The organism is Mesorhizobium loti (assembly GCF_013170705.1).
GTDB classification, from domain to species: domain Bacteria; phylum Pseudomonadota; class Alphaproteobacteria; order Rhizobiales; family Rhizobiaceae; genus Mesorhizobium; species Mesorhizobium loti_D.
The window spans coordinates 3,993,554-4,014,872 of sequence record NZ_CP033334.1 but is presented as its reverse complement, the minus strand read 5'-3'; the positions used below and the strand labels follow the sequence as shown (position 1 = coordinate 4,014,872).

The 21,319-nt window shown below is 64.3% G+C and carries 18 protein-coding genes; 11 read left to right on the top strand and 7 right to left on the bottom strand.

The features are described from left to right. Nucleotides 1–151: 151 nt before the first annotated feature. The 4 genes from EB815_RS19510 to EB815_RS19495 are packed head-to-tail and all read left to right on the top strand — an operon-like array spanning nt 152 to nt 5,288. On the top strand, nt 152–1,411 hold the full coding sequence (locus tag EB815_RS19510; RefSeq protein ID WP_056573479.1) for a sarcosine oxidase subunit beta: 1,260 nt from the start codon (nt 152–154) through the stop codon (nt 1,409–1,411). A 10-nt stretch (nt 1,412–1,421) separates the two neighbouring features. Next, on the top strand, nt 1,422–1,718 hold the full coding sequence (locus tag EB815_RS19505) for a sarcosine oxidase subunit delta (protein WP_056572614.1): 297 nt from the start codon (nt 1,422–1,424) through the stop codon (nt 1,716–1,718). Continuing rightward, nucleotides 1,715–4,708, top strand: a complete 2,994-nt coding sequence (locus EB815_RS19500; protein WP_056572616.1) for a sarcosine oxidase subunit alpha — start codon at nt 1,715–1,717, stop codon at nt 4,706–4,708. The genes EB815_RS19505 and EB815_RS19500 overlap by 4 nt, the downstream gene beginning before the upstream one ends. Beyond that, the gene (locus EB815_RS19495) at nt 4,701–5,288 is read left to right on the top strand and encodes a sarcosine oxidase subunit gamma (RefSeq protein ID WP_056572618.1); all 588 of its coding nucleotides are present in this window, start codon (nt 4,701–4,703) and stop codon (nt 5,286–5,288) included. Before EB815_RS19500 ends, EB815_RS19495 begins: the two co-directional genes overlap by 8 nt. Before the next feature lie 21 nt (nt 5,289–5,309). Here EB815_RS19495 and EB815_RS19490 read toward each other — a convergent pair whose 3' ends face one another. Together EB815_RS19490 and EB815_RS19485 are read right to left on the bottom strand one after the other, a co-directional pair. Next, nucleotides 5,310–5,720, bottom strand: a complete 411-nt coding sequence (locus EB815_RS19490) for a VOC family protein (protein WP_056572620.1) — start codon at nt 5,718–5,720, stop codon at nt 5,310–5,312. Further along, a complete protein-coding gene (locus EB815_RS19485) occupies nt 5,717–6,151 on the bottom strand; it encodes a DMT family transporter (RefSeq protein ID WP_244494097.1) in 435 nt (144 codons plus the stop codon). Before EB815_RS19485 ends, EB815_RS19490 begins: the two co-directional genes overlap by 4 nt. Before the next feature lie 164 nt (nt 6,152–6,315). On the opposite strand from EB815_RS19485, the gene EB815_RS19480 reads away from it, so the two are divergent. Continuing rightward, a complete protein-coding gene (locus tag EB815_RS19480) occupies nt 6,316–7,212 on the top strand; it encodes a LysR family transcriptional regulator (RefSeq protein ID WP_056572624.1) in 897 nt (298 codons plus the stop codon). A 165-nt stretch (nt 7,213–7,377) separates the two neighbouring features. After that, nucleotides 7,378–8,820 (top strand): MFS transporter, encoded by a 1,443-nt coding sequence (locus tag EB815_RS19475; RefSeq protein ID WP_056572627.1) that lies wholly within the window; start codon nt 7,378–7,380, stop codon nt 8,818–8,820. Between the two features lie 28 nt (nt 8,821–8,848). On the opposite strand, the gene EB815_RS19470 is transcribed toward EB815_RS19475, so the two are convergent. Beyond that, nucleotides 8,849–9,553, bottom strand: coding sequence for a nitroreductase (locus tag EB815_RS19470; protein WP_056573483.1), 705 nt, complete (start codon nt 9,551–9,553; stop codon nt 8,849–8,851). A 180-nt stretch (nt 9,554–9,733) separates the two neighbouring features. Between EB815_RS19470 and EB815_RS19465 the strand changes: the two genes are divergently transcribed. Genes EB815_RS19465 through EB815_RS19445 form a run of 5 tightly spaced genes read left to right on the top strand, consistent with a single transcriptional unit; the run spans nt 9,734 to nt 17,330 of the window. Further along, a complete protein-coding gene (locus tag EB815_RS19465) occupies nt 9,734–10,321 on the top strand; it encodes a helix-turn-helix domain-containing protein (protein ID WP_244494098.1) in 588 nt (195 codons plus the stop codon). Between the two features lie 20 nt (nt 10,322–10,341). Further along, entirely contained in the window at nt 10,342–12,795 is a 2,454-nt protein-coding gene (locus EB815_RS19460; protein WP_056572630.1) for a GcvT family protein, read from the top strand. Then, nucleotides 12,792–13,697 (top strand): homocysteine S-methyltransferase family protein, encoded by a 906-nt coding sequence (locus tag EB815_RS19455; protein ID WP_056572632.1) that lies wholly within the window; start codon nt 12,792–12,794, stop codon nt 13,695–13,697. The genes EB815_RS19460 and EB815_RS19455 overlap by 4 nt, the downstream gene beginning before the upstream one ends. Further along, the gene (locus EB815_RS19450; RefSeq protein WP_056572634.1) at nt 13,690–14,871 is read left to right on the top strand and encodes a pyridoxal phosphate-dependent aminotransferase; all 1,182 of its coding nucleotides are present in this window, start codon (nt 13,690–13,692) and stop codon (nt 14,869–14,871) included. Before EB815_RS19455 ends, EB815_RS19450 begins: the two co-directional genes overlap by 8 nt. Next, complete coding sequence (locus EB815_RS19445; RefSeq protein WP_056572636.1) at nt 14,868–17,330, top strand: GcvT family protein; 2,463 nt, start codon at nt 14,868–14,870, stop codon at nt 17,328–17,330. Before EB815_RS19450 ends, EB815_RS19445 begins: the two co-directional genes overlap by 4 nt. Nucleotides 17,331–17,442: 112 nt before the next feature. Here the strand turns inward: EB815_RS19445 and EB815_RS19440 are convergent, their stop codons facing one another. Genes EB815_RS19440 through EB815_RS19425 form a run of 4 tightly spaced genes read right to left on the bottom strand, consistent with a single transcriptional unit; the run spans nt 17,443 to nt 21,315 of the window. Beyond that, the gene (locus EB815_RS19440; protein ID WP_056572638.1) at nt 17,443–18,030 is read right to left on the bottom strand and encodes an NAD(P)H-dependent oxidoreductase; all 588 of its coding nucleotides are present in this window, start codon (nt 18,028–18,030) and stop codon (nt 17,443–17,445) included. Beyond that, nucleotides 18,030–18,611, bottom strand: a complete 582-nt coding sequence (locus EB815_RS19435; protein ID WP_056572640.1) for an NAD(P)H-dependent oxidoreductase — start codon at nt 18,609–18,611, stop codon at nt 18,030–18,032. Before EB815_RS19435 ends, EB815_RS19440 begins: the two co-directional genes overlap by 1 nt. Next, nucleotides 18,611–20,014 (bottom strand): FAD-binding oxidoreductase, encoded by a 1,404-nt coding sequence (locus EB815_RS19430; protein WP_056572642.1) that lies wholly within the window; start codon nt 20,012–20,014, stop codon nt 18,611–18,613. The genes EB815_RS19435 and EB815_RS19430 overlap by 1 nt, the downstream gene beginning before the upstream one ends. Beyond that, nucleotides 20,014–21,315: a cytosine deaminase gene (locus EB815_RS19425; protein ID WP_056572644.1), complete on the bottom strand. Its 1,302-nt coding sequence runs from the start codon at nt 21,313–21,315 to the stop codon at nt 20,014–20,016. Before EB815_RS19425 ends, EB815_RS19430 begins: the two co-directional genes overlap by 1 nt. Nucleotides 21,316–21,319: the final 4 nt, after the last annotated feature.

The following is a 21,319-nucleotide window of genomic DNA, read 5'->3' as shown; positions in this document are numbered from 1 at the left end:
AGACGGCCATATCTTGGGGCAAGCCGTCGCATCCGATCGCGTTCGGATCGCGATCCGAGCGTCGGCCAGTCGAAAGGCAATGGCGCAATATTGGCTTTGCGGATACAGCCTGCTCTATAGTCTGCCGCATCGCCCGAACCGGATGACAATGATGGCAGAGTACTCGGCCTTTTCGCTGCTTGCGAACGCGCTCAAGGGAAACAAGGACTGGAAGCCGGCCTGGCGCAAGCCCGACCCGAAGGCTTCCTACGATGTCATCATCATCGGCGGCGGCGGCCATGGGCTCGCCACCGCTTACTATCTGGCCAAGGAACACGGCATCACCAATGTCGCCGTGCTCGAAAAGGGCTGGCTCGGCTCCGGCAATGTCGGCCGCAACACCACGGCCGTGCGCTCGAACTACCTGCTGCCCGCCAACACCCGCTTCTACGAACATTCGATGAAGCTGTGGGAGGGCTTGTCGCACGAGCTCAACTACAACGTCATGTTCTCGCAACGCGGCTGCCTGAACCTGGCGCACACCCCTGCCCAGTTCGACGATTATGCTAGGCGCGGCAACGCCATGCGCCATCTCGGCGTCGACGCCGAACTGATGACGCCCGCCGAAATCAAGCGCCTGATACCGGCGCTCGACATTTCCGGCGATGCACGATTTCCGGTGGTCGGCGGCCTGATGCAGCGGCGTGCCGGCACCGCCCGTCACGACGCGGTGGCCTGGGGCTATGCGCGCGGCGCCGACCGGCGTGGCGTCGACATCATCGAGAATTGCGAGGTCACGGGCTTCCTGCGCGATGGCGACCGCGTCACCGGCGTCACCACGTCACGCGGCGATATCCGCGCCAGGAAAGTGGCGGTCGCGGTGGCCGGCAGCACCGGGCGCGTCATGCAGTTGGCCGGCATCGAGACGATGCCGATCGAAAGCCATGTGCTGCAGGCCTTCGTGACGGAATCGCTGAAACCCTTCATAGACACCGTGGTGACCTTCGGCATGGGCCATTTCTACATGTCACAGTCCGACAAGGGCGGCCTTGTCTATGGCGGTGACATCGACGGCTACAACAGCTATGCCCAGCGCGGCAACCTGCCCATCGTCGATGAGGTGATGAGCGAGATGCTGGCGCTGTTCCCGGGCCTTGCCCGTGTACGCATGCTGCGCTCCTGGGGCGGCGTATGCGACATGTCGATGGACGGCTCGCCGATCATCACCACGGGGCCCCTGCCCGGCATGTACCTCAACTGCGGCTGGTGCTATGGCGGCTTCAAGGCGACGCCGGCTTCCGGCTGGATCTTCGCCTGGACCATCGCCAAGGATGAGCCGCACGATTTCAACGCGCCGTTCACCCTCGACCGCTTCCACCGCGGCCTCGTCATCGACGACAAGGGCCAGGGCGCGAACCCGCGGCTCCATTAGGAAACATCCCGTGCTCATCACTTGCCCCTATTGCGGCCCGCGCGACGTCATCGAGTTCACCTATCAAGGTGACGGCAACCGCGAACGTCCAGATCCCGCCTCGCAGAATTTCGAGGCCTGGAATGCCTATGTCTATGACCGGCTGAACCCGGCCGGCGACCACAATGAAATCTGGCAGCATTCCGGCGGCTGCCGCGCGCATCTCAGGGTCGTGCGCAACACGCTGACGCATGAGATTTCGAGCGTCGCCTTCGTGCGCGGCGACCATGTCTCGACCGCGCGCCGCAAGGCGGAGGACAAGGCATGAGCCCGCGCCGCACCGACACTGGCGGCCGCGTCGACCGGCTGAAGACAATCCGTTTCACCTTCGATGGCGTCGCCTATACCGGCCATGCCGGCGACACGCTGGCGTCCGCGCTGCTGGCCAAGGGCGTCACGCTTTTCGGGCGCTCGTTCAAGTACCACCGCCCGCGCGGCCTGCTGACTGCCGGTGTGGAGGAACCCAACGCGCTGGTGACGGTGCTGAAGGGCGAGGTGCGCGAACCCAACATCCCGGCGACCATGGTCGAGATCCACGATGGGCTTGTGGCGATCAGCCAGAACCGCTTCCCGTCGCTGGCCTGGGACATCAATGCCGTCAACCAGCTCGGCGGCAAGATCCTGTCCGCCGGCTTCTACTACAAGACCTTCATGGGTCCGGTGATCGGTCCGCTCAAGGGCACGCGTTTCTGGATGTTCTGCGAGCACTTCATCCGCCGCGCCGCCGGTCTCGGCAGCGCCGGATCGGCGAAGGATCCGGCCCGCTATGAGCGCATGAACGCCTTTTGCGACGTGCTGGTGGTCGGCTCCGGCCCCGCCGGCCTGATGGCCGCCAAGGCCGCCGCCGATCAGGGAGCGCGCGTCATGCTGGCCGATCTCGAGCCGCGTTTCGGCGGCTCGACCAACTGGTCCGAGGAAACCATCGATGGCGCGCCGGCCGCCGATTGGGCGCGCCGCACCGTCACTCAGCTCGAAGGCCGCGACAATGTCCGGCTTTTGCCGCGCACCACGGTCTGGGGCTACTACGACAACAATACACTTGCCGCGCTCGAGCGGGTCAGCGACCACAAGGAACAGCCCGCCAAGGGCGAGCCGCGCCATCGTTATTGGGCAATCCGTGCCAAATCCGTGGTGCTGGCAACCGGCGCTTTCGAACGGCCGCTGGTCTTCCCGGGCAACGACAGGCCAGGCGTGATGCTGGCCCATGCCGCCGAGCGCTACGCCAACGAGTTCGGCGTGCTGCCGGGTGAAAGGATCGCCCTGTTCACCAACAATGACAGCGCCTATCGCGCGGCCGTTGCCCTGAAAAATGCGGGGGCGGCAATCGTCGCCGTCGTCGACGTCCGGTCCGAGCTTTCGGCCGAGATGCGCAAGCTGGCCACCGAGGCCGAAGCCGAGATCCTTGCCGGCCACGCCGTCGTCGCCACCGAGGGCGGCAAGGCGCTTTCCGGCTTCAAGGTTCAGCGTTTCGACATGGTCACCGGGGCCCTCACCGGCGATGAGCGAAGCATCCATGCCGACTGCCTGCTGATGTCGGGCGGCTGGTCGCCGACCATCCATCTGGCCAGCCAGGCCGGTGCCAAAGCGGAATGGAATGCCGCACGGCAAGCCTTCCTGCCGCCAAAACCGACACAGAAATGGATCGGGGCCGGCGCCTTCACCGGCAGTTTTTCGACGGTCGAGGCGATCGCCGAAGGCCGCGCCGCCGGTCTTGCCGCCGCGGGTGGAACAGGCACGCCCGCGGCGTTGCCCACTGTGGAAGCAGTGGCCGGCGACCCCGATCCGGCGCCCGTCTTCGAAATCAGGGCCAAGGGCAAGAGCTTCGTCGACTTCCAGCATGACGTGACGGCCGAGGACGTAAGGCTGGCGCACCGCGAAGGCTTCGTCTCGGTCGAGCACCTGAAGCGCTACACAACGCTTGGCATGGCGACCGACCAGGGCAAGAGCTCCAACATTCCCGGCCTTGCCATCATGGCCGAGGCGCTGGGCAAGCCGATCCCGGAAGTCGGCACGACACGCTTCCGGCCGCCCTTCGCGCCGGTGTCGATCGGCTCGCTTGCGGCCGAGCGCTTCGGCGACCTGAAGCCTGAGCGGCTGACGCCGATGCATGACTGGCACCTCGACAATGGCGCGACCATGTACTCCGCCGGCCTCTGGTACCGGCCGATGATCTACGGGCTTTCAGGCGAAACGGTCGAGCAGGCCTATGTGCGCGAGGCCAGGGCGACGCGTGAAAGCGCCGGCATCGTCGATGTCTCGACGCTGGGCAAGATCGCCGTGCAGGGCCCCGACGCCGCCGCCTTCCTCGACCGCGTCTACACCAACATGTTTTCGACGCTCGCCGTCGGCAAGGCGCGCTACGGGCTGATGCTGCGCGAGGACGGGTTTGCCTTTGACGACGGCACCACCTGGCGGCTCGGCGAACAGGATTTCCTGATGACCACCACGACGGCCAACGCCGGCAAGGTGATGCAGCATCTGGAATATTTCCTCGACGTGATCTGGCCGGAGCTGAAAGTCCATGTCACTTCGGTGACCGACGAATGGGCGGGCGCCGCGATCGGCGGACCGAAGGCCAGGCAGATCCTGGCCTCCTGTGTCACCGGCACCGCCGTCGACAATGCGACCCTGCCCTTCATGGGCATCGTCCGCGGCGAGATAGCAGGCGTTCCGGTGATGATTTGCCGCCTGTCTTTCTCCGGTGAGATGGCCTTCGAGGTCTATTGCGGTGCCGGCCATGGCACCCATGTCTGGGAGGCGCTGATCGACGCCGGCAAGCCGTTCGGGCTGGTCACCTACGGGCTCGAGGCGCTGGGCACGATGCGCATCGAGAAAGGCCATGTCACCGGCGCCGAGATCGACGGCCGCACCACGGCGCGCGACCTGCATCTCGACTGGATGCTGTCGAAGAAGAAGCCCTTCATCGGCTCGGCCATGATGGACCGCGAAGGCCTGATCGCGTCCGATCGCCTGGAACTGGTCGGCCTGATCGCGCTGGACAACCGGCCGCTCAATGGCGGCGCGCACATTGTCGAGACGTTGGACGAGGCCAATCCACACGGCTCGATCGGCCACATCACCGCCTGCTGCTATTCACCGGCGCTCGGCAAGCATATCGCGCTGGCGCTGGTCGAGGGCGGCAAGGCGCGGCACGGCACGCGTGCCCATGTCTCCGATCCGTTGCGCAACCGCTTCGGGCCGGTCGAGATCGTCTCCAACCATTTCTACGATCCGGAAGGGACCCGCATGCATGGTTGAGCGCCAATCCCCCCTCGAGCCGGAGTTTCATGTCGGCTCGCACGGTAATTTCGAACATGGCGTCGAGATCCTCCTGACCGAAACGCGGCCGGGTTCGATCGTGCAGCTCGCCGCCTGGCCGGGAGAGGAGAAGAAGTTGATCGCGGCCATCCGCACCGTCACCGGGCTTGCATTGCCCGATGGCGCCGGCGGCGGCCTGAGCGACGGCGTGAAATCGGTGTTCGGCTTCGCACCGGGAAAATTCACCGTGGCCGACGAAGCCGAAGGCTTGGCCGCTTCCTTTGCCAAGGCGGTGACACCGGCCATCGGCACCGTGACGGACCTGTCGCATGGCCGCACCGCCATCCGCATCGCCGGACCGAAAGCGGAGTGGGTGCTGGCGAAATTCTTCGCCATCGACTTCGCGCTGCCGGCCTTCCCCATCGGCGCGGGCCGCTCGACCACCCATCACGACGTCTTCGCCCAGATCCAGCGCACCGGCACCGACCAGTTCGACATCTATGTCTTCCGATCCTTCGCGCGTTCGTTCTGGAAGGCGCTTTGTCATGCCAGCGAGGAAGTCGGCTACGAGGTGCAGTAAGTCCACCTCGCCCGGTGTCGACTACGATTGCTGCGCGACGGCGCGCCATTCGGTGTTCTGCAGCACAACCCGGTAGCCGTCGCAATCCTCGAAGGTGACGCCATGCCTGTCCCAATAGGGATTGAAAGACGGAACTGTGGCATAGCCGTGGTCCTTCATGCGCTGGATGGCGGCTTCCCAGGCGTCGCTATCCGGCATGTAGAAGACGACCAGGTTGTCTGCCGTGGGCGCCTTGCCGGCATCGTGGCCATGCGCGTGGGTGAATTCGAAATGATAGGCGTCGCCGGGCTGCCCGAGCATAACGCCATCGAAGCCATCGTGGTCGCTGAAGCGAAACAGCTCCTGGAGACCGAGACCATCCCGGTAGAAGCGGGCTACCTCGGCGAGATCGTTCGTTGGCCGCGCCACGCGCAGAACGGGATGAGCTTTCATTTGCTGTCTCCTTTTTGGACCGGATTGAAATCGGACTGGGCCGCCCGTGGCGCAATCGCGCTTGCCCATTGCGTCACGACGAGCCCGCCGATGATCAGTGCAAATCCGGCAAACCGAGCAATGTTTACCGGCCGATGGGCAAGGCTCATCAAGGCGAAATGATCGATGACCAGCGACGCGACCATTTGGCCCGCAATGACGGCGACGATGAAGCTCGCGGCACCGAGTTTCGGCGCCAGAAGCAATGCGGCGGTGATGTAGACCACGCCTGCCGCACCGCCGATCCAGATCCACCACGGACCTTTGAGCGCCATCCCGACGGTCGGAACCGGCACCCTGAAAGCGATCATGACCGGAACGATCAGCACAACGCTAACACCCAGCGAGACCAAGGTTGCCCAGAGCGGATGACCGAGCAGGCGGCCAAGCATCGCGTTCGCCCCTGCCTGGAACGGGACGACCGCCCCGGCCAGCAAGGCGGCGATCAGAAAGGAAAAACTGCTGGGCATGATCTTATCTCCATATCGATCATGCCGAATTAGGTCATCAACCTTGCGTATGGAAATTCCATTTTCATACGCATAGTATGCATCAAATGAATGATCTCGCTGGTATCGATCTGAACCTGCTCGTCGTGCTGGAGGCCTTGCTGGCCGAACGCCACGTCTCGCGGGTGGCAATCCGGTTGAACAAAAGCCAGCCCGCCGTCAGCCATGCGCTTGCCAGGCTGCGCCACCTTATCGACGACCCGCTCCTGGTCAGGCGGCAAGGTGGCCTCGAGCCGACGGCACGCGCCATGGAAATCGCGCCGGCTCTCACCGAGGCGCTCGATCGCATGCGGCACCTTCTGGCACCGGCCGGCTTCGACCCGGCAAGGGAGCGCCGGACGTTTCGGCTCGCCATGTCGGACTATGGCGCCGCGGTCATCCTGCCGGCCCTTCTGCCGCTCATGCGGGCGCGGGCACCGAATGTCGACCTCGTGGTCAGCCAGGCGAGCCGCGAAGTGATGGTTTCGCAAATCATCGACGGCGAGATCGATCTTGCCTTTGGTGTTTTTCCGGGCTTGGACCGATCCGTGCGCTCGCATCGGCTGTTCGACGAGCACTTTGCCTGTCTCGCCGATACCGCAAGCCTTGGCGGCAGGCAAACGATGGATCTTGCTACCTATCTGGAGCGGCCGCACGCCCTGGTCGATTTGCGGCCCGAGCGTCAGAGCGAGGTCGACAAGGCCCTGGCCGAATTGGGTCACAAGCGGCGGCTGTGTCTCGTCCTCCCGCATTGGGGCGTGGCGCCACGCCTGATCGCCGGCACCGACCTGGTGCTTACAGTCGCCAGCCGGATACTGCCGGCGCCCGGCGATGGGCTCTGCGTCTTCGCTCCACCTTTCGAAGTTCCGGCCTTTCAATTCACGCAAATCTGGCACAAGCGACGCGATGGCGATCCGGCGCACCAATGGTTGCGGTCGCGGCTTCAGCATCTGCTTGACGGTTGAACGGTAGAGCGGCGTAAGGAGCGCTCTGGCATCAACGCCAAGGCGTTCTGCCGCTAGAGAATCCTGCCGCAGGCGCCCATGATGAACCACGCGGCCGCCCAAACGGTCCAAGGGGTACAAATCCCGTCTTAAGAGTCGGCACAGTCGTTTGGTTCGAACATCCCCATGACCGCAGAAATATCCGCCGGCGCCACGGATCGCGCCGATGTGTCGGCCAGAGCCTTGCTTCTGCTGCCGCTGACGGTCGCTTGCGGCGTGTTCATGACCAGCCTCGACCAGAATGTCGTGGTGACGGCGCTGCCCGGCATCGGCGAAAGCCTCGCTCGCCCGCCCAGCCAGCTTGGCCTCTTGATCACCGTCTATGTCGCCAGCCTGATCATCTCGATGCCGCTCGGCGGCTGGGCGGCCGACCGCTTCGGCCTGCGCAACGTCTACTGCTTTGCCTTGCTGGTGTTCGCCACCTCATCGGCGCTCTGCGGCCTGTCGAACGACATCTGGACGCTGGTCGGCGCCCGCGCGCTGCAGGGATTTGGCGGCGCGCTGATGGGCACGCTCGGCCAGGTCGTCATCCTGTCGAGCTTTCCGCGCAACCGGACGCTGAAGATCAACATGTATATCTCGGTGGCCAGCCAGACCGGACCACTGGTCGGGCCGCTCGTCGGCGGCGCGCTGACCACCTACATTTCCTGGCGCTGGATCTTCTTCATCAATGTGCCGTTCGCGCTGGCGGCGGCGATCCTTGCCGCCTCACTGTTCCCGACAGTGACCAAGCCGGTGCGCACGCGCTTCGATTTTCCAGGCTTCCTGCTCGTCGGCAGCGGCATGGTCCTGCTTGTCTTCGGCATGGACTCGCTTGCCGCCAAGGATGCCGCCGGCGGCATGATCGCCGGTGAACTGGCGCTGGCTGTCGTCATCCTGTCGATTGCCTCGCTCTACTGCCTGCGCGTGGCCAATCCCCTGCTCGACCTCAAGCTGCTGCGCATCCGCACCTTCCGAATCTCGTTTCTCACCGGCGGCGGCCTGGACACGATCGGGCTCAGTTCCGTCGCCTTCCTGCTGCCGCTGATGTTCCAGCTCGGCTTCGGCATGAGCGCGGTGCAGGCGGGATCGCTGACCTTCGTTGCCGCGCTCGGCTCGGTCGTCATGCGTTTCTTCATGCCACGCGTTCTCAACCGGTTCGGGTTTCGCCGCGTATTGGTCTTCAACACGCCTGTTGTGGCGGCGATGGTCGCGGGCTTCGCCTTGATGCAGGCCACGACGCCGGTCTGGATCGTGCTTGGCTACATCTTTGTTTTCGGCGTCTTCCGCTCCATCCAGTGGGCCTCGACCGGAAACCTCGCCTATTCCGACATCGCCCCCGAACAGCTGGCCCGCTTCAGCGCCCTTTATTACATCCTCTGGCAGCTGGCGGTGGCCATCAGCGTCGGCCTTGCGGCGGCCATGCTGTCGTTCCTGGCCGGCGGCGGCCCTGCCGTGACCAATGATTTCCGGATCCTGTTCGCGATCGAAGGCGCCATCACGCTCTGCGCGCTGCTCGCCTACCTCAAGCTGACGCCGCAGGACGGCGCCCATGTCAGCGGGCACGGCATGCAGATGAACACGGAATAGCCGACGGCCAAGTCTTTTCGGCGGCGCTCTATTCGCTGAACGTCACCCACTCTTCGAGCGGCACGCGGTCGGTACGGAAGGCGTTTTCCGGCTTGGAGGTGTCTTCGTAACCAAGCGCCATGCCGCAGACGACAATCTCCTCGTCGGGAATGTTGAGTACTGGCCGGATCTGCCGGTGATAGGGCGCGAAGGCCGCCTGCGGGCACGTGTGCAGGCCCCGGCCCCGCGCCGCGACCATGATGTTCTGCAGGAACATGCCGTAGTCGATCCACGAGCCCTGGTTGAGCCGGCGATCGATGGTGAAGATCATGCCGACCGGCGCGTCGAAGAAGACGAAGTTACGGTCATGCTGGGCGCGCATCTTGTCCACCTCCCGGCGGCCTATCCCGAGCGCGCCGTAGAGGCCAAAACCGTTCGCACGGCGGCGGGTAAGATACGGCTCGAAGAACTGGGTGGGATAGTAGCGATACTCGTCCCAGTCGGCCTTTTCGGCGCGGATGCCGGAATTCAGGATGGCATCGGAGATCTGCTGCTTGGTCTCGCCCTTGGTGACGTAGACCCGCCACGGCTGCATGTTGGTGCCGGACGGCGCGCGCGCCGCAACCGCCAGAATGTCCCGGATTGTGTCGTCGTCGATCATGTCGGGCAGGAATGCGCGCACGGAACGGCGCGACATGATCGCCTCGTCGACGATCTCGGCATCCCCCGCGATTCGAGCCTTCTTTTCCAGCATGGGCCGTCCCTTAGCCTTTTTGTCGATCGGACGTCCCCACTCGCCGCTCGCGGCGGAGCCTTTGCATGAACCGCCAAAATCCTGCAAGCAAATCTTGAGCATCGGTGAAAATCCACTTGATTTTTTCATGAGCTTGATTTCTCATGAAATTCGGGATGAAATTTTCACAAAGAGAGCGTTTTGCCCTCCACTACCGCACGAACATTGCAGGGACCTGACGAACGCGTTCTGGCCGGCGACATCAGGGCGCTGCGTCGCGCGCGCGGGCTGACGCTGGCTGAGATCGCGCTGAAACTTGGCCGCTCGGTCGGCTGGGTCAGCCAGGTCGAGCGTGGCCTGTCGACGCCATCGCTGAGCGATCTCAGGGCCTTCGCCGAGCTGTTCGGCGTGCCGATCAGCCTGTTCTTCAGCCACGACGTGCCTGTCGAGAGCGAACGCGGCGTGGTCGTGCGCGCCGGCCGGCGCCGCACGCTTGGCACCAGCGAGACCGGCTTGGTGGAAGAACTCCTGTCGCCCGATCTCGGTGGTAGCTTCGAGATGGTGCGCTCGATCTTCGCGGCGGGCGCGGAGATGAAGACCGAGCAACTGCGACCGACCGAGGAAGCAGGCTATATCGCCTCGGGTATTTTCGAAATCGAGATAGCGGGCGTCTGGCACCGGCTCGGCGAAGGCGATTCCTTCCGCTTCGAAGGCAAGCCCTATCGCTGGCGCAATCCGGGCACCGAGCCCGCAGTGATCATCTGGGTGGTTTCACCACCCGTATACTAAGTTCAGTTTGGGAGAAGAACATGGCGGGTTTGCCGAGCACGGCACGCGTGGTGATCATCGGAGGTGGCGTCGTCGGCACCTCCTCGCTCTATCATCTGGCCAAGGCGGGTTGGACCGATTGCGTGCTTCTGGAGAAGAACGAGCTGACCTCCGGCTCGACCTGGCATGCCGCCGGCAATGTACCGACCTTCTCCTCGTCATGGTCGCTGATGAACATGCAGCGCTATTCGACCGAGCTTTACCGGGGCCTGGCCGACGCTGTCGACTATCCCATGAACTATCACGTCACCGGTTCCCTGCGTCTCGCCCACTCGAAGGAGCGCATGCAGGAGTTCCAGCGCGCCAAGGGCATGGGCCGCTACCAGGGCATGGACATCGACGTGGTCGGTGTCGATGAGATCAAGCGCCGCTATCCCTTCATCGAGACGCACGATCTGGAAGGCGCGCTCTACGACCCGAGCGACGGCGACATCGACCCGGCGCAGTTGACCCAGGCGTTGGCCAAGGGCGCGCGCGACATGGGCGCCAAGATCATCCGGTTCTGCCCTGTTACCGGCGTGCGCCGTGAGAAGGACGAATGGGTGGTTGCCACGCCGCAAGGCGAGATCCGCTGCGAAATCGTCGTCAACGCCGCCGGCTACCGCGCCGCCGAAGTGGGCAAAATGTTCGGCCGCGAAGTGCCGATGATGGTAATGAGCCATCAGTATATCCTCTTCGAGGAGATCCCCGAACTCGCCGCGTGGTCGAAGGAACAGGGCAGGAAGCTGCCCCTGCTGCGCGACGTCGATACCTCCTACTATCTGCGCCAGGAGAAGGCCGGCATGAATCTCGGTCCCTATGAGCGCAATTGCCGCGCGCATTGGGCCACCCCCAACGATCCGATGCCGGAGGACTTTTCCTTCCAACTCTTCCCCGACGATCTCGACCGGCTGGAACATTACCTGGCCGATGCCGTCGCCCGCGTGCCGATCCTTGGCACCGCCGGCCTGTCCAAGGTCATCAACGGCCCGATCCCCTATGCGCCGGACGGCAACCCGCTGATCGGCCCGATGCCCGGTGTGCCCAACGCCTTCGAGGCCTGCGTCTTCACCTTCGGCATCGCCCAGGGCGGCGGCGCCGGCAAGGTGCTGGCCGAATGGGTCACGCAAGGCCAGACCGAATGGGACATGTGGTCCTGCGACCCGCGCCGCTTCACGTCCTTTGCCTCGGCGCCGGACTATTGCGTCGCCAAGGGCCTGGAAATCTACGGCAATGAATACGCCATCCAGTTCCCGCGCCATGCCTGGCCGGAAGGCCGTGACAGGAAACTGTCGCCGATCCACAACCGCACCAAGGCGCTCGGCGGCCGCTTCGACGCCTACAATGGCTGGGAACGCGCCACATGGTACGCGCAGCCCGGCGACGACATTTCCGAGGAGGCGACGCTGACCTTCCGGCGCGACGGGCCTTGGCAACACCGCGTGCGCGAGGAGTGCCTGGCGGTGCGCGACGCCGCCGGCATACTCGACCTGCCGGGGTTCTCACGCTTCAACCTGGAAGGCCCCGGTGCCGCCGAATGGCTGAGCCTGCAGGTCACCGGACTGGTGCCCAGGCCCGGCCGCATCGGGCTGGTCTATTTCGCCGACGACAAGGGCCGCATCGTCACCGAAATGTCGGTGGTGCGCCATGGCGAGGACCAGATGACGCTGATCACCGCGGCCGTCGCGCAATGGCATGATTTCGAGTGGCTGAAATCGCGCATGCCTGGGGATGCGGCCTTCACGCTGACCGACCGCACCGAGGACTATTCCACCCAGATCCTGGCCGGCCCCAACTCGCGCAAGATTCTCGCCGATGTCTGCGACGCCGACCTCGCCTTGCCGTGGCTGACACACCAGGAAGCAGAAATAGCCGGTCGCTGGGTGAAGCTGGTGCGCGTCTCCTTCGCCGGCGAACTCGGCTGGGAAATCCACACCAAGGTCGGCGACACATCAGCCATCTTCGACGCCATCTGGGCGGCCGGCCAGAAGCATGGTCTGAAGCCGTTCGGCATGTACGCGCTGGATTCGCTCCGGCTCGAGAAGGGCTACCGAACCTGGAAGGGCGATCTGTCGACCGACTATTCGATCCTGCAAGGCGGCCTCGAGCGCTTCGTCAAATGGGAAAAGCCCGACTTCCGTGGCAAGGCCGCACTGCAGAACGAAAAGCAGCAAGGCGTGAAGAAGCGTTTCGTCACGCTGGTCGTCGAAGATCCCGGCGATTGCGACGCGCCCTACATGTCGACGCTCTGGCACGGCGGCCAGATCGTCGGCGAGACCACGTCGGGCGGCTGGGGCCATCGCATCGACAAGTCCATCGCGCTCGGCATGTTGCGCATGGATTTGACCGAGCCCGGCACATCGGTCGAGGTCGAAATCTTCGGCGACCGTTTCAAGGCGGTCGTGCAGAAGGATGAACCTTTGTGGGATCCGAAGAACGAAAGACTGAGAGCGTGAAGAAAGTCATCCTCACCGACGGTGGTATGGGCCAGGAACTGGTCCGGCGCAGCAAATCGGAGCCGACGCCATTGTGGTCGGCCAGGGTGCTGATCGACGAACCCGATCTGGTGCGCGACCTGCATGCCGAATTCATCCGTGCCGGCGCCCGGGTCATCACCATCAATACCTATTCGGCGACACCCGAACGCCTGGCGCGCGAGGGCGCTGATGACCTGTTCAAGCCCCTGCAGAAACGTGGCATCGAACTGGCCAGGCAGGCTCGCGACGCAGCCGGCGACGCAGCGATCGCCGGCTGCCTGTCGCCGCTTTTCGGCAGCTACGCCCCGGCGCTGACCATCTCTTACCAGGAGACGCTCGAGATCTACCGCCGCATCGTTGCCGAGCAGGCGGACGGCATCGATCTCTTCCTGTGCGAGACCATGGCTTCGGCCGATGAAGCGCGCGCGGCCGTCACCGCGGCTTCGGAGAGTGGCAAGCCCGTCTGGGTGTCGTGGACGCTCGCCGATCACGGCGCGCCACGGCTGCGCAGCGGCGAAACAATAGCCGCCGCGGCCGGCGCGCTCGATGGCCTGCCGATAGCGGCGCGGCTGCTCAACTGCTGCCGCCCGGAAGCGATCGCCGCCGCCTTGCCTGAACTGATCGATCTCGGCGGCCCGGTCGGCGCCTATGCCAACGGCTTCACCTCCACGGAGGCGCTCAAGCACGGCGGCACCGTCGATGTGCTGCACGCTCGCCACGACCTCGGCCCGGACGCCTATGCCGAGCAGGCGATCGGCTGGGTGGAGGCAGGTGCCGAAATCGTCGGCGGCTGCTGTGAAGTCGGGCCACCGCACATTGCCGCGCTGCGCGACCGTCTGCGGCAGGATGGTCACGAAATTTCGGGAGTTTTGCATGCCTAGACCATCGTCGCGCATTTCCGGCATTGTCCCGTCGGGCAAGGATGGCTGGGAAGTCCATTCCGCCGCCTGGGCCCGCAAGGAAGCCGGCGAGGACATCATCATGCTGTCGGTCGGCGACCATGATTTCGACACGCCCTCCCAAACGATCGAGGCTTGCGTCGCCGCGGTCCGCGGCAGCAACCACCACTACACGCCGCTGCCCGGCCTGCCGCGCCTGCGCCAGGCGATGGCGGCAGCCTCCAGCGCCTGCACCGGCGTCGAGACGACACCGGATCAGGTGATCGCCACGCCTGGCGGCCAGGCGGCCCTCTACGCGGCCGTGCAGGCCGTGCTCGACCAGGGCGACCATGCCATCGTCGTTGCTCCCTACTACGCCACCTACCCCAACACGTTCAGTGCCGCGGGTGCCGGTTTCACCGTCGTCGAGACGCCGGCCGAGGATGGTTTCCAGCCGCATGTCGACATGATCCGCGCCGCACTCAAGCCCAACACGCGCGCCATCCTGATCAACACGCCGAACAACCCCACCGGTGCGGTCTATTCGCGAGAGCGGCTCGAACAGCTGGCCGAAATCTGCAGGGAGCACGACCTCTGGCTGCTGTCGGACGAGGTCTACTGGACGCTGGGCGGTGGCGAGCACATCTCGCCGCGCTCATTGCCCGGCATGGCCGAACGCACGCTGGTCATCAATTCCATGTCCAAGAGCCATGGCATGACCGGCTGGCGCATGGGCTGGCTGACCGGTCCTGAAGCGATGATCACGCTGCTCATCAATCTCAATCTGGTGACGACCTACGGCCTCCCGGCCTTCATCTCGGTCGCCTGTGCCGAGGCGCTGGAGAACCACTACGGCGTGAAGGACATCGCCGAGCGCTACGCGGCGCGCCGCACCGTCTTCCTCGACGCCGTGCGTGGCATGAATGACGTCAGCGTGCGCGGTTCCGAAGGCGGCATGTATGTCATGCTCGACATATCCGCGGTCGAACCCGACGACGAGAAATTCGCCTTCGCCTTCCTCGACAAGGAGAAGGTCGGCGTGATGCCGGGCTCCAGCTTCGGCGAAGCCGCCGCCGGTCACATCCGCATCAGCCTCTGCCAGCCGGAGCCCGTGCTGCAAGAAGCGGCAGCCCGGCTGCGCCGCTTTGCTTCCACCTATCGCCGCGAGGCCGCATGACCAAGACCATTCCCACCAAAGCCATTCCTACCAAAGCAAGGGCGGTAATCATCGGCGGGGGCGTTTCCGGCTGTTCGGTCGCCTATCACCTGGCCAAGCTCGGCTGGACCGACATCGTGCTTCTGGAGCGCAAGCAGCTGACCTCGGGCACGACATGGCACGCCGCCGGCCTGATCGGCCAGTTGCGCGGCTCGCAGAACATGACGCGGCTGGCGAAATATTCAGCCGACCTCTACGTCAAGCTGGAAGCCGAGACCGAGGTCGGCACCGGCATGCGCCAGGTCGGCTCGATCACCGTGGCGCTGACCGAGGAGCGCAAGCACGAGATCTACCGGCAGGCGTCGCTCGCCCGTGCCTTCGATGTCGATGTGCGCGAGATTTCGCCCAACGAGGTCAAGGAGATGTACCCGCATCTCAACGTGTCCGACGTCGTCGGCGCCGTGCATCTGCCGCTCGACGGCCAGTGCGACCCCGCCAACATCGCCATGGCGCTGGCCAAGGGCGCGCGCCAGCGCGGCGCCACCATCGTCGAGAATGTGAAGGTGACCAAGGTCCACACCAAAGCCGGCCGTGTCACCGGCGTGTCCTGGGCGCAAGGTGAGGACCAGGGCACCATCGAGGCCGACATCGTCGTCAACTGCGCCGGCATGTGGGCCCGGGAACTCGGGCGTCAGAACGGTGTCACCATCCCTCTGCACGCCTGCGAGCATTTCTATCTCGTCACCGAGCCGATCCCCGGCCTCTCCCGCCTGCCGGTGCTGCGCGTTCCCGATGAGTGCGCCTACTACAAGGAAGATGCCGGCAAGATGATGCTCGGCGCTTTCGAGCCGGTGGCCAAGCCATGGGGCATGGACGGCATCCGCGAGGATTTCTGCTTCGACCAGTTGCCCGAGGACATGGACCATTTCGAGCCGATCCTCGAAATGGGCGTCAACCGCATGCCGATGCTGGCGACCGCCGGCATCCACACCTTCTTCAACGGCCCTGAAAGTTTCACGCCGGACGACCGCTATTATCTCGGCGAGGCGCCGGAACTTCGGGGCTACTGGATGGCGACCGGCTACAATTCGATCGGCATCGTCTCTTCGGGCGGCGCCGGCATGGCGCTGGCGCAGTGGATCAACGACGGCGAAGCACCCTTCGACCTCTGGGAAGTCGACATCCGCCGCGCCCAGCCCTTCCAGAAGAACCGCCGCTATCTCAAGGAGCGTGTCTCCGAAACGCTCGGCCTGCTCTATGCCGACCATTTCCCCTACCGGCAGATGGCGACATCGCGCAACGTCAGGCGCTCGCCCCTGCATGAGCATTTGAAAGCGCGCGGCGCGGTTTTCGGCGAGGTCGCCGGCTGGGAGCGCGCCAACTGGTTCGCCCGCGAAGGCCAGGAACGCGAATACCGCTATTCCTGGAAGCGGCAGAACTGGTTCGACAACCAGCGCGACGAGCACTTGGCCGTCCGCAACAAGGTCGGTCTGTTCGACATGACCTCGTTCGGCAAGATCCGTGTAGAGGGCCGCGATGCCTGTGCCTTCCTGCAAAAACTGTGCGCCAACGACATGGACGTGGCGCCGGGCAAGATCGTCTACACGCAAATGCTCAACCAGCGCGGCGGCATCGAGAGCGATCTCACCGTCTCGCGCCTGTCGGATACAGCCTATTTCCTCGTCGTCCCCGGTGCCACGCTGCAGCGCGATCTGGCCTGGTTGCGCCGGCATGTCGGCGAGGAATTCGTGGTCATCACGGATGTCACCGCGGCCGAAAGCGTGCTCTGCCTGATGGGCCCGGATGCGCGAAAGCTGATCCAGAAAGTCAGCCCCAACGATTTCTCCAACGAGAACAATCCGTTCGGCACGTTCCAGGAGATCGAGATCGGCATGGGCCTCGCCCGCGCCCACCGCGTCACCTATGTCGGCGAACTCGGCTGGGAGCTCTATGTCTCGACCGACCAGGCCGCCCATGTCTTCGAGGCGATCGACGAGGCCGGCGCCGATGTCGGCCTGAAGCTCTGCGGCCTGCACACGCTCGATTCCTGTCGTATCGAGAAAGCCTTCCGGCATTTCGGCCACGACATCACCGACGAGGACAATGTGCTGGAGGCAGGCCTCGGCTTCGCGGTGAAGGCGGCCAAGGGCGAGTTCATCGGCCGCGATGCCGTGCTGAAGAAGAAGGATGCCGGCCTGTCACGCCGGCTGGTCCAGTTTCGCCTGAAGGACCCACAGCCCCAGCTCTTCCACAACGAAGCGATCCTGCGCGACGGCAAGATCGTCGGCCCGATCACGTCAGGCAATTACGGCCACCATCTCGGCGGAGCCATCGGACTGGGTTATGTGCCGTGCCCGGGCGAGAGCGAGGCCGATATGCTGGCTTCATCCTATGAGATAGAAATCGCCGGCGAGCGTTTCGCGGCGGAGGCATCGCTGAAGCCGATGTATGATCCGAAGGCGGAACGGGTGAAGATGTAGCGCCTTCCTTCGCCCCGTTTACGGGGAGAAGGTGCCCGAAGGGCGGATGAGGGGCAGCGCCAGCATTCGAAAGCTCGCGCTGCCCCTCGTTTGGCTGCCGCCATCTAATTCCTCAAAACCGCTCCAGCTTTGCCCGCACCTTCGCCAGAAACGCCGCTCTCGTTGCCGGCGTCGAGGCATCCATCAGATAATGCGCCAGGAAAAACGTCTTGCAGCGTGTCGCGCACAGCGCCCGCATGCCGCGCAGCAAGGTCTTGCGTCCGGGCTGCCCGACGACGACGCTCCACCAGGTCGGCGCGCCGCAGGTGGTGATGACGCCGACCTTGGTGACATGCCTCATCAGCGATGTGATCCGCCCCTTGCCCGCCGGCAGCTTGAAGGCGACATCGGTCGCCCACACCCGGTCAAGCCAGCCCTTGAGCATCGCCGGCAGCCCGTACCACCAGGTCGGATAGACGAACAGGATCGCGTCGGCCCAGGCGAGCAGTTCGAAATGCGGCTTCAGCGCGGGATCGCGCGGCGCCTGGTCATTGTAGGTGCGCCGCTCGTCACAACCCATCACCGGATCGAATTTCTCGGCGTAGAGATCGAGCAGCCGCACCTCCCAGCCCCTTGCCTTCAGCACATCAAGAGCGGTGTCGCGGATCGCTGCGCAAAAACTCTCCGGCACAGGATGGCAGTAGACCACGAGGACCCGCATCAGAACGCATCCATGCTCGCCGCAACCTTCGTCATGAAGGATTTCCGTGTTTCGTCGGTCGACAGGTTCATCGCGTAATGCGCGAGATAAGTCACCGGCGCGCCGGGCTTTACCGTCGCGCGCAGCATACGCTTGATCAGCCTGCGCGGCGGATCGCCCATCAGCACTGCGCGGAACCGGGTGCCGCCATAGGTGGTGACGGCGGCGACCTTACGGACGTTGTGCAGCGACGGCTGCACTTTGCCGTCGACCAGCTTGAACGACACTCCAGGCAGGAACACACGATCGAAGAAGCCCTTCAGGATCGCCGGAAATCCGTAGTTCCACACCGGATAGGAAAGCACCAGCGCATCGGCCCGCAGCAGACGTTCGACATAGGGTGCCGCGGGGTCCGCGGAGCCGCGCTGGTCGTGGTAGTCCAGCCTCTCCTGGCGCGTCAGCCTTGGATCGAAATTCTCGGCGTAGAGGTCGCAATCATCGATCGTATGGCCCGCCGCCATCAGCCGCTCGACGACCAACCGGTGCAGGCCGGCATTGAAGCTGGTCTCGACCGGATGGGCATAGAGGACGAGGATGTTCATCAGCCTGCCTTTTGCAGCCCCTTGAACAGGAAGGTTCGCCCCGAACGATAGTCGTAGTCCGGATTTTCCCAGGCGATCATCTTGCCGGGATTGAGCAGGCCTTGCGGGTCGGTCTCGCGCTTGAAGGCGAGCTGCACGGCATCCGTCTGCTTCATGCCGCCCTCCTCCAGCGTATAGCGGTGCGGGTTGAAGATCGGGCAGCCATTCTCCTCATGCAGCCGCACGATCTCGTCGAGCCGCGCCTCCGTGGTGAACTTCACCAATGGCAGGCCGAAACAGGTGATGTTGCCGTCCAGCCGCACGAATTCGAGATGCGAGAACACTTCGCCCGGAAACATCGTATCCATCTTCTCGACCAGCGCCAACTGGTTGGGAAAGGGATAGAGCGATTGCAGATAGGTGATGTCGGGATCGACACGCAGTGCCCTGAGCGTGGTGTGGTTCCAGGCCAGCTCGTAGGCCGGCGGAAGGCCTTTTTTCTCATCCGGCGTCGCTGTGGCCGCGTTGAAGATCACCTCACCGCCGACGCGCCGGGTGAAGGCAAGGAAAGCATCCAGTCCATGCTGCGCCACCATGACGACGCAGATGCTTTGCCCTTCCCTGAAAAACTTCTGATGCCGCTTGAAATAGAGCTGCGGCACGGGTGCGGCGATCGGGGTGATCAGCTTGGTCAGGATGCCGTCCTGGCAGGCCAGCGCATTGCCGTAGCGCGCCGCGTCCATGAAGGCACCGAAGCCGACAATGACATCGACCCAGTCATAGGCCGCGGTCAGCGGCATCTCGACCTCCGTGATGATGCCATTGGTGCCGTAGGCGTGGGTCACCTTGTGCAAATCCTCGCCGGTGAGCTCGAGCACTTTCGGTTCGGCCTCCATCGTCACCACGCGCAGGCGCAGCACATTGCCGAAATCGCGCAACCCGCCGAAATTGATCGAGCCAACGCCGCCCGAACCGCCGGCGATGAAGCCGCCGATCGAAGCGGTATTGTAGGTGGAGGGCGAGAGCCTGAGTTCCTGGCCGGAATGCGCCCGTGTCGCCTTGTCAATGTCGGCCAGCACCGCGCCCGGCCCGGTCACCACGCGCCCCGGCGCGATCGACTTGATCTCGTTCATCTCAGCGAGGTTGAGCACGACACCGCCCGACAGCGGCATTGCCTGCCCATAATTGCCGGTGCCGCTGCCGCGCGGCGTCACCGGCACGCCATGCCGATGACAGGCGGCGAGTACGCGGATCAGTTCGGCCTCATTCTTCGGCGTCACGATCAGGTCGCCTGTGACATGGTCGAGCTGTTGCTTCAGCACCGGGCTGTACCAATAGAAGTCGCGGCTCTTCTGCTGGACGATGGCCGGATTGTCGTCGAGCTTTATCCCGTCAAGATCACGTTTGAGCGCCGAAACGTCCATCATTCCACCATCAGTTCGTCGAGCTCGGCATAGTCGGGCAATTGCCGGTCGATCGCGCGTCCGGCGCGCACGACGATGCGATCCGATTCGGGCCGCGACAGCAATTCCGTCCAGCTACGACCTTTGAACAGAATGAAATCGGCATCGCCGCCGGCGGCAAGCGTGCCTAGACCATCAAGCCGCATCACCTTGGCCGGCGTCGCGGCGACCGCTTTCGGCCAGTCGGCGACCGGATGATCGAAATGCAGGATGCGCGTCGCCATGCGATAGACCTCCAGCATGTCGAGGTCGCCATAGGCATGGAAGGGATCGCGTGTGTTGTCGGAAGCGACCGCTACCGGAATGCCCCTCGCCTTCATCTCATGCAGCAGCGTGACGCCGCGCCAGCGCGGCGTGGTGGCGTCGCCACGCCGGTCCTGCAGATAGAGATTGCACATCGGCAGAGAAACGATCGCCAACCCGGCCTTCGCCACCTTGTCCAGCGTGTCCAGAACCTCGAGATCGGGGTGCCGTGCCAGGGAGCAGCAATGGCCGACGAGGATATTGCCCTCGAAGCCGCTCCAAAGCGCTGCCTCGGCGATCTTCTTCAGCGAGATGGCGGCAATGTCGTCGGTCTCGTCGGCATGGAAATCGAGGTCGAGCCCGTGCTTGATCGCCTGCGCGAAGACATGGTCGAGCAGCTCTTCCAGGTCCGGCACCATATAGGTGACGACGCCGAGCACGCCCTTGGCGGCGGCAACCCGCTTCGCCAGCCTGTCGAACCATTTCTTGTCGCGCACGCCCTCGATGCCGAGCAGGCAGGCGCCCTGCAACTCGATGCGGCCGCGCCATGTTTCGCGCATCGTCTCGAACACAGGCCAGGAGATTTCCTCCTGCGGCGCGACGCTGTCGAGATGGGTGCGCAGCGCCCTGGTGCCATGCGCGTAGGCCGAGCGCAGCGAAAAATCCATGCGCCGCGCCACGTCCTGCGCGCTCCAGCGCGCGACGCGGTCGGCGCCGGTGGCGTTCAACGCTCCCATGAAGGTGCCGTCGGGATTGGGTTTTCGCGGCCAGATATGGCCCTTGTCGATATGCGTATGGCAGTCGACGAAACAGGGCAAGATGATGCGGCCGTGAAGGTCGATCGCATCGGCAGGCGCCTTTGATCGGCCATGCGCGGTGATACCGGAAATCTTGTCGTCAGCGACGGAAATATCGGCGAGCGCAAAGCCGTCGCTGTCGAAGGCAGCGGCAAGTCCGGGCGTCAGTGACGCATGAACGCGAGCGTTGGCGAGATGGTATGAACCTGTGTTCGGAATCAAGGGC

Coding starts and splice junctions, on each gene's coding strand:
- EB815_RS19510 (WP_056573479.1), top strand. CDS start 152: ATGGCAGAGTACTCGGCCTTTTCGCTGCTTGCGAACGCGCTCAAGGGA.
- EB815_RS19500 (WP_056572616.1), top strand. CDS start 1,715: ATGAGCCCGCGCCGCACCGACACTGGCGGCCGCGTCGACCGGCTGAAG.
- EB815_RS19495 (WP_056572618.1), top strand. CDS start 4,701: ATGGTTGAGCGCCAATCCCCCCTCGAGCCGGAGTTTCATGTCGGCTCG.
- EB815_RS19490 (WP_056572620.1), bottom strand. CDS start 5,720: ATGAAAGCTCATCCCGTTCTGCGCGTGGCGCGGCCAACGAACGATCTC.
- EB815_RS19485 (WP_244494097.1), bottom strand. CDS start 6,151: ATGCTTGGCCGCCTGCTCGGTCATCCGCTCTGGGCAACCTTGGTCTCG.
- EB815_RS19480 (WP_056572624.1), top strand. CDS start 6,316: ATGAATGATCTCGCTGGTATCGATCTGAACCTGCTCGTCGTGCTGGAG.
- EB815_RS19475 (WP_056572627.1), top strand. CDS start 7,378: ATGACCGCAGAAATATCCGCCGGCGCCACGGATCGCGCCGATGTGTCG.
- EB815_RS19470 (WP_056573483.1), bottom strand. CDS start 9,553: ATGCTGGAAAAGAAGGCTCGAATCGCGGGGGATGCCGAGATCGTCGAC.
- EB815_RS19460 (WP_056572630.1), top strand. CDS start 10,342: ATGGCGGGTTTGCCGAGCACGGCACGCGTGGTGATCATCGGAGGTGGC.
- EB815_RS19450 (WP_056572634.1), top strand. CDS start 13,690: ATGCCTAGACCATCGTCGCGCATTTCCGGCATTGTCCCGTCGGGCAAG.
- EB815_RS19445 (WP_056572636.1), top strand. CDS start 14,868: ATGACCAAGACCATTCCCACCAAAGCCATTCCTACCAAAGCAAGGGCG.
- EB815_RS19440 (WP_056572638.1), bottom strand. CDS start 18,030: ATGCGGGTCCTCGTGGTCTACTGCCATCCTGTGCCGGAGAGTTTTTGC.
- EB815_RS19435 (WP_056572640.1), bottom strand. CDS start 18,611: ATGAACATCCTCGTCCTCTATGCCCATCCGGTCGAGACCAGCTTCAAT.
- EB815_RS19430 (WP_056572642.1), bottom strand. CDS start 20,014: ATGGACGTTTCGGCGCTCAAACGTGATCTTGACGGGATAAAGCTCGAC.